The following is a 13,045-nucleotide window of genomic DNA, read 5'->3' as shown; positions in this document are numbered from 1 at the left end:
ATGAATTTTTTAATTTTTAATTTTTAATTTTTACTTGTTTTGGGGGAAGCAAATGAAATCAAGTACAGATTACACACAAGAATATCAACACGCATTTTCGGCCTACACGCTGGGCAACTACGAAGAGGCAGCTGCCATCATCGATCGGTTAGTCGAAAATTTTCCCAATGACCCAAATGCTCGGATTCTACGGGGTCATATTTACTGTTATGGATTACAGCAGTACGCGATCGCGCAAGAACAATACGAGTTGGTGCCTCAGCTCACCGACGACCAAGAGTTTATCGATTGTGCCAACAACGGAATAGAATACGCCCTCTCTTGCCAAAACTACTCCGAATCGGTTGGTGCAACTTCCGATCCCGTTGGTGGCGAGTTGGAACCAGACGAATTTGCACTCAACCATGATGATTATGCGATTCCAGAAGCCAACGCAGCATGGCCATCCCTAGAAGAACCAGAGATGGCAACTCAGGACATCTCTTCTCTAGATGATTTCGACTCCGGAGATTTTCAGGATATAGAGTCTTACTCAGCGGCGAATCCGTTTGTCAGCTCGGACTATACAGATAGTGCAACAGCACAAACACCAGAAGCCTATCACGACCCCTTTGCACAATCATGGTCGCCCAGTTCTCTGGATGACGAGACTGGATCGCCCGCAACCAATACAGATTTTGATGCAGAGGCATTTCCGCTCGACGCCTTTACTGACTTCGATCAAACGGCGGATCGTGAATTTCAAATGCCATCGGGCAACTTCGAGAATGACAATTCGACATTTGAAATTCCCAATTCTTCCGACACTTTAGAAGAACCCAATTTCAATTACTTTCCTCTGGAAGACGAAACACTGTTAATGAGATCCGGAGAGCTGGAATCCAGAAGAACAGAGGAGGAAAGTTTCGGATATGACAGTCAGGATGCCTTAGGCGATACCGAACCTTATAGCAGTAGCAACGATCCCACCCGATCCCGTCACCGCCCGTTTGAGACTCATCCCTACGAAGACGATGCTACTTATGTCGCCCATTCCGATCAAAACGGGAATACCCGAAATGACCAATTTGACTTTGAAGCCTTTGACGATGCCATTAGCTATGACTCGTTTTCCTCAGAAAATCAACAGCGCAACCGGCTCAATGAAAGTAGCAGCGACTTCTTAGACGAATTTGGTGATTTTGGAGACGATTTAGGGAGCATTCCGGATTTCGATCTGTCCCATTCAGAAGGCAATAGCCAAGGATTCTCCGCAGGAATTTCTGACTTGGGAACCTCTTCAAGACGGGCATCTGGAGATTCCAAGCGGAAGGTAGAGACGCGAACTTTTACCGAATCTTCCGGAAGTTCAAGCTTGGGCGTTCACGATGATGAATTTAGCATCACCGGAACCTCCGAACAAAGCCCCGGAACGATTTCCTTTACTCCAGAAGGCTCCAAAGCAGAGCCAAACGTCACTATCGAACAAGGCCCTTTGGCTGCCTTTGAAAACGCCCCTCTGAGTAAAAAGCCGCTGATCTCTGCCGCCGCTGCCGGAATTGTCTCCGCCGTTGTCGTTGCACTTGTCAGCTTCATCTCCGCGAGTGCTGCTCCCCAAGACAGCAAAAACACTACAATCTCCCATCTCCGTAACACCAGCTGGGTGATGAGTCTGGCAGCGGGTGCCGCCACCTTTGGGACTACCCTGGCTTTAGGACGAATCACGACTCGGCAAATCAAAAAAACCACCGAAGACCTCCAAGCCCAGTTTGAGTCTGTCTCTGGTGGCAACTTTAATGCCCAGGCAACCGTTTACTCAGAAGACGAATTCGGTTCCCTTGCCGCTGGGTTCAACCAAATGGCTCGCGTCATCCTGACCACTACATCCGAAGCTCAACGCAAAGCTGAAGAGCAAGAACAAGCAAAAGAAGACTTGCAACGTCAAGTGATTCGACTGCTGGATGATGTAGAAGGTGCTGCCCGTGGGGATCTGACCGTGCAGGCAGAAGTCACCGCAGACGTTTTGGGAGCCGTTGCCGACTCCTTTAACCTGACCATTCAAAACCTGCGGGAAATCGTTCAACAGGTGAAGATGGCGGCTCGACAAGTCAGTAGAGGAGCGACTGACAGTGAAGTATTTGCTCGCGGTTTGTCTTCCGATGCGCTGCGACAGGCAGAAGAGCTGGCGGTGACTCTCAACTCGGTTCAGGTGATGACTGGCTCGATTCAGCGGGTTGCTGAAAATGCGAGAGAAGCAGAAGAAGTCGCCCGTGCCGCCTCTGCCACAGCCTTGAAGGGTGGTGAATCCGTAGAACGAACGGTGGCAGGAATTCTGCAAATTCGGGAAACCGTAGCAGAAACGACTCGAAAAGTCAAGCGCCTTGCTGAATCTTCTCAGGAAATTTCTAAGATTGTCGCGTTAATTTCAGGGATCGCTTCCCGAACCAACCTCCTAGCACTCAATGCCAGTATTGAAGCAGCACGCGCCGGTGAGGCGGGTCGGGGCTTCGCTGTGGTGGCAGATGAAGTGCGACAACTTGCAGACCGAGCTGCGAAAGCTTTGAAGGAAATTGAACAGATTGTGCTGCAAATCCAGAGCGAAACGGGTTCGGTGATGATGGCAATGGAGGAAGGCACCCAACAGGTAATTGATGGAACGAAGCGAGCAGAACAGGCAAAGCGGAGTTTGGAAGACATCATTCAGGTTTCAAATCGGATCGACGCCCTGGTTCGCTCGATTACTGCTGACACGGTGGAACAGACAGAAACTTCTTCTGCTGTTGCCCAGGTGATGCAATCGGTGGAACTGACCGCGCAAGAAACTTCCCAGGAAGCGCAACGGGTATCCACTGCGCTGCAAAACTTGGTCGGAGTGGCACGAGACCTGCTAACTTCCGTCGAACGCTTCCGCATCGAAGCTACTGAGGGGAAATAAATTGAGAAATCAGAAATTGTGGGGCAAAAACGACTGAAAATTACCCTGGAAACGCGATTAATCGGGTTTCTACAAATCGGGCAAAAATCAATGATGTCGATTCTGTATAGATTGGGTACATTAAAAGCAATCTAGTGGAGAAAAAAACTTCTTTCTCCTACTCAGCACTCCCTACGGGAAGCCGCCGTATGGGCGTCAATAGCACTCAGCACTCTCGAAGGATACTGCTATGCAGCCGGAGCAACAACAGCGAATCATGGGCTACTTCATTGAGGAGGCGAAAGACCACCTCAATACCATTGAACAGGGATTGGTGAATCTGCAAAGCACCATTGAAGATTCTGAAATGGTGAATGAAGTTTTCCGCGCCGCCCATTCGGTCAAAGGCGGGGCGGCAATGCTGGGAATCAACAGTATTCAGAGAACCTCCCACCGCTTAGAAGACTGCTTCAAAGTCCTCAAAGAGTGTCCGGTGAAGATTGACCAAAAACTAGAGTCCCTCTTTTTGAAGGTTTCCGATACCCTCAAGGAATTGATAGAACAACTCAGTGGCCCATTTGGTCTGACTGAGGAAATTGCTAACGGTATCATGTCAGGCGTCGAGCCGGTATTTGAGGAACTGAACCAGCATATGACATTCCTAGTGAATGGGGCTGGCGGGAATGTCTCCTTAGAGGCGGCTAGCGGCGCTCAAGAGGCAGGGACGGCAACGGCGGCAGGAGGCTACCTTCGAGATGGGCAAGCCCAAAAACGCTTTCAAAGCGACGTACTCAACCAGCTGCGCGAAATGTTGCAGCTATTTAAACAAACCGACCAACCCAGGTGCAGACAACAGCTTCAGGAAATCTGCGGTTCTTTGGAACGGATGGGCGAACAATATGAATGCCCGAAGTGGTCAGAACTGATTCAGGCTTCGGCAAGCGCGATCGCAAATCCAGAAAATTCCTATCGCACTCTGGCTACTGTCGTTATTAAAGAAATTAAACAAGCCCAAGAGCTGGTGCTAGCAGGTCGCGCTAGCTCAATTGAGCCGAGTTCCCAGCTCAATGCACTCCTACCATCCTCCGCCACTCCATCGCTTTTGGAGCAACTGGATGCCGAACCCGCGCTCATCTATTCAGCCCAAGAACTAGCTGGAGCAACGACTGCCGATTTACAGACCCGAATCGCGTCTGTACAATCGCAGCATTCTATGACCCCAGCAGAAGGCGGAATCCGTCAAAGCCGACCAAAAGCAACCGACCGTTTCAACTACTCAGAGACCTTTATCCAAGAAGAACGGTTTGGGGCTGGTGAATCGGGGGCTGGGTTGAAGGAACCCTCCCTTACCTCCGCGAATTCAGATACGACGTTCTCTCAACCGAGTATCAAATCATCTCGCGGTAAGGAATCTGCCAATCATCCAGCCGATCCCAACGGGCCGGAAGTCGGCATGGCAGAACTCAATAGCCTTGCTGATTTGTTTGAAGGGGAAGCCCCGGATCTGGATGAAACCTGGCAAGAAGAACAAGTCATTGGCGATGGGGCAGAGAATATGGGCACAGAGCGTCAGGAATGGTTGAATCTTGAACAAGAAAACGACTTTTCTGACTTACTGGGTGGTGATACAGATGGGTTAGGAAAATCTGCCACTTCAGCAACCGAGGAAGATGATTTAACTTTATTTGGATTTGGCGAAGACTTAGTAGAGGAAGGCGAAACGCCTTCAGCCGAAAGCGAACGGGAAGATGCTACACAATTGTTCGCAGGTAGCGTGTTAGATGGAGATGGAAATGGAGATGATGATTTTTCTGACCTGCTGTTTGCGGCAGATGCCCCAAGCGCAGCTTCAGAAGCAACCCCATCAGAGAATTTAGCCAATCTCTGGAGTGACAGTTTCTTAGAAGATGAAGGCTTTGAGCAACAGGAGAATGCCAACCTTTTAAGCGAGTCGCTTGCGGCTGCTACAGATGAAGATTTATTAGGCATTCTTACCTCTGAGAATTTAGACTTGGCACTCTTGGCGACAGAATCTGAAGCGTTAGAGTCGGATTCGGATGAAGATCTGTTTGGTGCTGCGGGTATAGATACTAACGAAAATGACTCGATCGAGGCAGCAGCGAGTCAGGAGTCGTCAGACTGGGAATTGATGACAACAGGAACGCTGTTTGGCGAAGCAGCCGAGAACAGCAACCAGGAAGTTTCAGAAGAGTTAGAAACTCCATCGATCATGTCTACAGAAGGGTCGGACTGGACTACAGATTGGTCGAGCGAGGATTTGCAGGTACTCGATAGTGTTGCTGCCGCCGAGCCAATCGCCACGACTGGTAACGATTTACCAGATTTTGTGTTTGAGGATGAGCAGAGTACGAGTACAGCTTTGACAGGCGATTTGGAGATGGGGAGCCTGTTGGAAGATGAAGTTGATTTAACGGCAGCAGGTTGGGAAGAAGAACCCGACTTTAGCAACTTGGATCTGTTTGAAACCCCACACGCCAGAGCAGACAATGGCGATGTTCTCGAGGAACTGATGTTGGATGACAACACAGATCTGTGGCTTGAAGAAACGATGCCAAGAAACGAGACAAACGACCTGCTGGACTTGAGTGCAGCAATAGGAACTCCTTTTGAGTCAGAAGCGATCGCACCCGAAATCGAAGCGGATGCGGTAGGAGATGTTAACCTCGACTTTAATTGGCCTGCCATACCAGGTGTGGAAGATATCGATGCCAGTACAAGCAGCGTTGACAGAGCTTTCCTAGAGGATTGGTCAGCAACAGACTTGGCGTGGGACGAGACAATCCAACCCGCGGGCTTCTCAGAAGTAACAGCAGCTCAAATGCCAGGAACGGCACGAGAAGACCTAGAAGATTGGGAAAACCAACTGGAGTTCAATGAAACTTTGGTTGAAGAGCCATTCTCAGCTTTAGACGATTTAGATATTCCCAGCAATTGGGCGTCTCCAGATGCATTTGCACTGGATACAAGCGCCTCAGACGCAAGGAACGAAGAAGCACTGGACTTGTTGGAGTTGGACAATCCACAAACCAGTCCCTTTAGCCTGGATTGGGAAAGTGAAGCGGAAAGCACTGGTAGCGAGATCGAGAACCTAGCGCTACAAGAAGATGCAGATGCGAATGGGGCGCTAAACTCTGTTCCTAATCTTACCGAAACTGTCTCGGTAGATGAGTTAGGTGATTTCTTTGGGTCGCAAGCAGCAGAGCTAGAAACAACAGAATTCGCATCTTTAGATGAATCTCTTGACATGAATGGGGAAAGCCATGAAGTGCCCCAACTTAACGCATTAGATAACTTCTTTGAGGCAGAGCCAGAAGCAACTGCAACAACTGAGTGGGATAGTTCTCTGGACTTTGCCAGCATGAGCCTATCCAATGGAAATACAGATGCTTTTGATGCTAGCCTAGGCGAGCCGTTATCCAGTTTGTTTGATCCTAGTCAGGAAGAGTCCCTTGTTTCGGCAGACGCCTCCGATGATTTCTTCGCTACAACCGATGCGTTTTTAGAGCTGCCGTCAGAGGAAACATCTCAAGAATCTCTGGATGCCGCAGAAAATCTAGAAACAATGTTAGGCGATGAGCCATCTTCCAGTACCGATGCGCTGGATGCGCTGGATTTGAATGAAGAAAATCTGTTAGCTACTGAATTCGACGCTGAGTGGGGAATCGACTCAGCAGCAGTACCTGTCGACGCAGCTTTCGAGCTTGATGAGGATCTCTTAGATTCCTCGTTGCCTGCGGAAGCCCCAGAGAATCTGGAAGCAATGTTTGGAGAAGCACCTGCACCAACTCCAGAAGCGCTGGAATTAGCAGATTCAGACCTATTTGGCAGCGACATGGACGATGCTGAGTGGGGAATCGACTTGGCGGCGGTGCCGGTGGAGTCAGACAATTTGGAAGCAATGTTTGGAGAAGAAGCATCATCTGCACCGACTCCAGAAGCGCTGGAATTAGCAGATTCAGACCTATTTGGCAGCGACATGGACGATGCTGAGTGGGGAATCGATTTAGCCGCGATGCCGGTGGAGTCAGACAATTTGGAAGCAATGTTTGGAGAAGAAGCATCACCTGCATTGACTCCAGAAGCGCTGGAATTATCAGATTCAGACTTATTTGGCAGCGAAACGGAAGCTGAGTGGGGAATCGACTTAGCAGCAGTGCCTACGGAAGCCCCAGAGAATTTGGAAGCAATGTTTGGAGAAGAAGCATCATCTGCATCGACTCCAGAAGCGCTGGAATTATCAGATTCAGACTTATTTGGCAGCGAAACGGAAGCTGAGTGGGGAATCGACTTAGCCGCGATGCCGGTGGAGTCAGACAATTTGGAAGCAATGTTTGGAGAAGAAGCATCATCTGCACCGACTCCAGAAGCGCTGGAATTAGCAGATTCAGACTTATTTGGCAGCGAAACGAGCGAAACGGAAGCCGAGTGGGGAATCGACTTAGCCGCGGTGCCGGTAGAGTCAGAGAATCTGGAAGCAATGTTTGGAGAAGCACCTGCACCAACTCCAGAAGCGCTGGAATTAGCAGATTCAGACCTATTTAGCAGCGACATGGACGATGCCGAGTGGGGAATCGACTTAGCAGCAGTGCCTGCGGAAGCCCCAGAGAATTTGGAAGCAATGTTTGGAGAAGAAGCATCATCTGCACCGACTCCAGAAGCGCTGGAATTAGCAGATTCAGACCTATTTAGCAGCGAAACGGAAGCTGAGTGGGGAATCGACTTAGCCGCGGTGCCGGTGGAGTCAGAGAATCTGGAAGCGATGTTTGGGGAACAAGAAGCACCAACTCCAGAAGCGCTGGAATTAGCAGATTCAGACCTAGACCTATTTGGCAGTAACGATACGGAAGCTGAGTGGGGAATCGACTTAGCTGCGGTGCCAGTGGAGTCAGAGAATCTGGAAGCGATGTTTGGAGAAGAAGCATCATCTGCATCGACTCCAGAAGCGCTGGAATTAGCAGATTTAGACCTATTTAGCAGCGACATGGACGATGCCGAGTGGGGAATCGACTCAGCGGCGGTGTCTCAAGAGGCAGCTTCCGAGTTAGAGGATCTCTTAGGTAGCGAACCAGTAGAGTTTGGGGATGGATTGGATTTTGAAGAGAATCTGTTAATTGGAGAAATTCCTTCAGAAAACCAAGCGTCTGACGCAGATGAGTTGAAGGAAGTTGACGATCTCTGGGACTTAGTGACAGAACAACAAGAGATTGCAAATCCTTCAGAGGCTGCTGTTTTAGATGAGTTGTCTTTGCTAGAGACAGTTGGAGAACAAGACCAAGACTTAGCCATCTCATTAGTGGAAAACGATGAGTTTGACGAATTAGAGGCAATGTTGGGTGAGGAAGTGTTCGCAGAACCAGCATCTAACTTGGCAAGTAACGATGAGTTTGACGAGTTGGAAGCACTGCTAGGCGAAGAGGAATCCGTGCCAGCGGCTTTTGATGCAGAAGACATGAATGAGTTTGCTGACTTGGAAGCTCTCTTGGGGGATGATGAACCTCAGCTTGTTCCTCAATTTGCTCAATCGCAGCGTTCTCCTACGAAGCCGATAGCTGAAACAACTACATCCGCAGACGCCCTTGACGATGGATTTGGGGATTTGGAGGAACTGTTGGGACAGGCTGAGGAGACGATGGGTGGGCCACGTAGTGTGAAAACAAGCCCAGGCCAAGTTCGCCCGGTTAATCGTCCCCGTCCGGTTAAAGTGTTTGAACAGACCATGCGGGTGCCGGTTAAGCACCTAGACAACCTCAGCAACCTGGTGGGGGAATTAGTGGTGAACCGGAACACTTTGGAACAGGATCAAGAACGCCTGCGACAATTTCTGGATAACTTGCTGCACCAGGTACAGCAACTCAGTGACGTGGGAGCGAGGATGCAGGATCGGTATGAGCGATCGCTCCTAGAAAGCTCTCTACTCGCCAGTCGTCAAAGCAATCGGTTCAACGCCCGACCTGACCATACGTCGGCAGCGCAGGAGGCTCCCGCCAACAGCCGTTTTGGTTTGGGTGAATTGGAACTCGATCTGTTTACGCCTTTCCACAGCCTTTCCCAAGAAATCATTGAGCTAATTGTCCGCGTCCGAGAGTCGGCGGCTGACATTGAATTCCTCGTTGATGAAACCGACCAGGTCGCCCGGATGCTGCGGCAGGTGACGACTCAGTTGCAAGAAGGATTGACGCGATCGCGCATGGTGCCTTTTGCCCAAACTGCCGACCGCTTGCCCCGTGCCGTCCGCGAGATTTCTCTCAAGTGCGGCAAACAAGCCGAGCTACAGATTGAGGGTCGGGAAACCTTGATCGATAAAGTGATCCTGGAACACCTCTACGACCCGATGACGCACCTGGTTAACAATGCCATCACTCACGGCATTGAACCGCCAGAAGTGCGTACAGCCGCCGGGAAGCCTCCCGTAGGTCGGATTACCATCCGAGCCTTCCACCAAGGCAACCAAACCGTTATTTCCGTCTCGGATGATGGTGCAGGTATTGATTCAGAACGGGTAAAGGCAAAGGCAGTCGAAAAAGGGCTGATTACCGCATCTGAAGCCAAGTCCATGACCCGTCTGGAAGTTTACGATCTGCTCTTCCATCCTGGTTTTAGTACCAAAGACAAAGCCGATGACTTCTCAGGTCGCGGCGTCGGGATGGATGTGGTTTGCACCAGTTTGAACGAAATTCGCGGTGTAATCACAACAGACTCCACCCTAGGCAAGGGCACTACCTTTACCGTTCGTCTGCCCCTTACCTTAAGTATTTGCAAAGCACTTTGTTGCCTGAGTGACAAAGCTCGCATTGCCTTCCCGATGGATGGGGTGGAAGATATGTTGGATGTGCCCCAAGACCGCATTCAAACGAACTCAGAAGGTGAGACCTGTATCTATTGGCGCGACTCTCTCATGCCCTTCCAACCTCTAGAGGAACTACTGACCTACCAGCGTCACCTCAGTCGAGGCACCGTTTATGGTGGAAACAGGGAAGATGACATGATTTCGGTTGTCGTGCTACGCAGTGCTGGCAATTTTATCGCCGTCCAAGTAGATCAGGTGCTGGGAGAACAAGAAATTGTGATTAAGCAACTGGAAGGCCCTGTGCCCAAGCCCCTAGGCGTCGCAGGTGCTACTGTCTTAGGGGATGGTCGGATCATGCCCATTGCTGACGTTCTAGAGCTGATTGACTTAGCGACGGGTCGGATTGGCAAAGACCGTAACGTTTCTCTGTGGGATAAGGCGGGTGTTTCCCTTCCTGTAGAGGCTCCAGCAGTGAAGACCGATCCGATGGTCTTGATTGTAGATGACTCAATTACGGTGCGCGAACTTCTCTCCATGACCTTTAACAAGGCAGGATACCGAGTGGAACAAGCCCGTGACGGTCAAGAAGCTTGGGATAAACTTCGGTCGGGTCTGCCTTGCGAGATTGTCTTCTGCGACATTGAAATGCCTCGCATGGACGGACTCGAGTTGCTCTCACGGATTCAGAAAGACCCCAGCCTCAACCATCTGCCGGTAGCCATGCTAACTTCTCGTGGCGCTAGCAAGCACCAGCAAATGGCAGCTCAGTTGGGAGCGAAAGGCTACTTTACCAAGCCTTATCTGGAAGAAGCGCTCCTCGATGCCGCCCAACGGATGATCAAAGGTGAGGTGCTGCTGAGTATTAACACGAACGCCTAATAGTAGGGGCGGGGTTTCCCCGCCCTTTCTAGATAAAACGGAAGATGAGAGTAGGTAAGGTGGGCAAGTGTCCACCTTTTTTGATATCCGGCTCCGGCGGGACAGTGGCACCCAGCCTGTTTCAGGCCGGGAAACATCAATCATGACCCAGGAAACCAGTGAGGTATTGGCTTTCACCAAGCGCTTGGGTCAAAAATCTACTGGTTGTTGCCCCGCCGCTACAGGCGCTACAGAATTTAACTTCAACTCTGGATGATCCGCTTGCACCTGCTGACAATTCCATTCGTTTCGGAACAACAGCACCGGACGCCCCCAGCTATCCTTCACCGTCACGGTGTTGAAAAGACGTCCCACTTTTTGCAGAGCCTCCCAGCCACCGGCTACCCAACGAGCCACACTATAAGGCAATAATTCTGTGTGAGTTTCAACACCGTATTCATTCTGCAAGCGAAATTGCACTACCTCAAATTGCAATTGTCCCACCGCTGCTAGGATTGGGTCGCGTTTGCCTTCATCCACTGAGTACATGATTTGCACTGCACCTTCTTCCCGCAATTCCGAAACCCCCTTGTGGAATTGCTTGAACTTAGAAGGGTTGGGGTTTTTCAGATAAGCAAACAATTCCGGAGAGAAGCAGGGAATACCTTCGTACTCTAGCTTCTGACCCGTATAAATCGTATCGCCAATTGCGAAGACGCCAGGATTGTTCAATCCAATAACATCGCCGGGATACGCTTCTTCAATCGATTCTCTATCTTGAGCAAATAGTTTCTGAGGACGAGACAAGCGAACGGTTTTGCCAGTACGGGCATGATTCACTGTCATGTCTTTTTCAAACTTGCCGGTACAGACGCGCACAAAGGCTATCCTGTCGCGGTGCTTCGGGTCCATATTGGCTTGCAGCTTGAAGACAAAACCCGTGAATTCTGGGTAAGTGGGTGGAATTGCACCATTGCTGCTTTGCCTTGAGCCGGGTTTGAGGGCGTAGTCGAGAAACGCATCCAAAAATAACTCCACCCCAAAGTTGGTCATGGCGCTACCAAAGAACACGGGTGTCATGGTGCCATTGTGAACGAGGTTTAGATCCAGTTCTGAGCCAACGCCTTCCAAAAGTTCTAAATCTTCTTTGAGCTGATAGTAAAGTTCTTGCTCTAGCAGTTCTTCAATTCGTGGATCTCCCACGTCTACAACAGTATCCAGGGCTTCACGCTTGCCATGTGCGCTACGCTCAAATAGGTGAATTTTCTGCTGTCGTCGGTCGTAGACGCCCTTGAAGCGATCGCCCATTCCTATTGGCCAGTTTACGGCATAGGTTTGCAATCCCAATTCCTGCTCAATTTCATCCAGCAGTTCCAATGGTTCCCGTCCGGGGCGGTCGAGTTTATTCACAAAAGTGAAGATGGGGATTTTTCTCATCCGGCATACTTCAAATAGCTTCCGTGTTTGCGGTTCCAAACCTTTCGCTGCGTCAATCAGCATCACCGCATTATCTGCTGCCGCCAGCGTCCGATACGTATCTTCACTGAAATCTTGGTGTCCCGGAGTATCCAGCAAATTAATCTGACAGTTGTGATATGCAAACTGCAACACCGTCGAGGTAATCGAAATTCCCCGCTGTTGCTCCATCTCCATCCAGTCAGAAGTCGCCTTTTTTTGCGCCCGACGCGCTTTCACCGCCCCCGCTTCGTGAATCGCACCTCCGTACAGCAACAGCTTTTCGGTCAGCGTTGTTTTACCGGCGTCGGGGTGAGAAATAATCGCAAAGTTACGCCGACGCTCAACAGCTGCTTGTATTTCAGATTGAGTGGTTGCTTCTGGGGACTGGAAATCAGTAAACATTCGGATGCCTGGTTCGGTACTTTCAACAAAAATTATAAAAGGTTAGATTGTGAAACGATGAAGCGTATCCGTATACAACAGACGGAACAACCCAAACCGGAGATAGCCTTTTTACTTTTATTCGTTCTAGGTTTCCGATTGGACTAAGACGCGATCGCTTCTTTCAGTAACATTCCCGATTAACAACTCTCACCTTCATCAAAAATTTAGATTCACTCCTGCTAGCCGCAATTCGCTAGCAGTTTTGTCTAAGGAGGTAAGTCCAATTAACCGGAAAACCTTGCCCATTCGCCTGCTGTGTTGACAAGCTTTGCTCCTCCATTCGCGAGAACCTAATGCTAACAGAGGTTTCCTCTGTTAAGATTTTTCGCCCCTAAAAAGGGAGAAAGTTTCTCTCTTTCGTCAATAAAAATTCTCACCCTTCTTCCCCCGACTTGTGGGGGAACTGAGAACGCAGGGAAGGTTCGTTTAAGGTTGCACTTTCTTTATATCTATCTACTTAATTTAATTCTAAGCGGATATATTCCGTTAATACTCGTCTCCTATCTCAAATTACGCACTGCTGACGAATCCAAATACAAGGCGCTAAGCAAAGCAAGTTTTTTTTGAAGTTCTACGCTAAGAAA

The 13,045-nt window shown here is 49.7% G+C and carries 3 protein-coding genes; 2 read left to right on the top strand and 1 reads right to left on the bottom strand.

The genetic code is table 11. The features are described from left to right. Positions 1-52 precede the first annotated feature (52 nt). Both NDI33_RS09255 and NDI33_RS09250 read left to right on the top strand, forming a co-directional pair. Positions 53-2,914, top strand: a complete 2,862-nt coding sequence (locus tag NDI33_RS09255; RefSeq protein ID WP_190676511.1) for a methyl-accepting chemotaxis protein — start codon at positions 53-55, stop codon at positions 2,912-2,914. Positions 2,915-3,143: 229 nt separating this feature from the next. Next, positions 3,144-10,580 (top strand): hybrid sensor histidine kinase/response regulator, encoded by a 7,437-nt coding sequence (locus NDI33_RS09250; protein WP_199302483.1) that lies wholly within the window; start codon positions 3,144-3,146, stop codon positions 10,578-10,580. Positions 10,581-10,769: 189 nt separating this feature from the next. Here the strand turns inward: NDI33_RS09250 and prfC are convergent, their stop codons facing one another. Beyond that, on the bottom strand, positions 10,770-12,419 hold the full coding sequence (prfC, locus tag NDI33_RS09245) for a peptide chain release factor 3 (protein ID WP_190676508.1): 1,650 nt from the start codon (positions 12,417-12,419) through the stop codon (positions 10,770-10,772). Positions 12,420-13,045: the final 626 nt, after the last annotated feature.

Origin of the sequence: Trichocoleus sp. DQ-A1, from assembly GCF_039961955.1 — a bacterium.
GTDB lineage: Bacteria > Cyanobacteriota > Cyanobacteriia > Cyanobacteriales > FACHB-T130 > FACHB-T130.
Note: the sequence above shows the minus strand (reverse complement) of the source record. Positions and strands in the feature narration are given on the sequence as shown.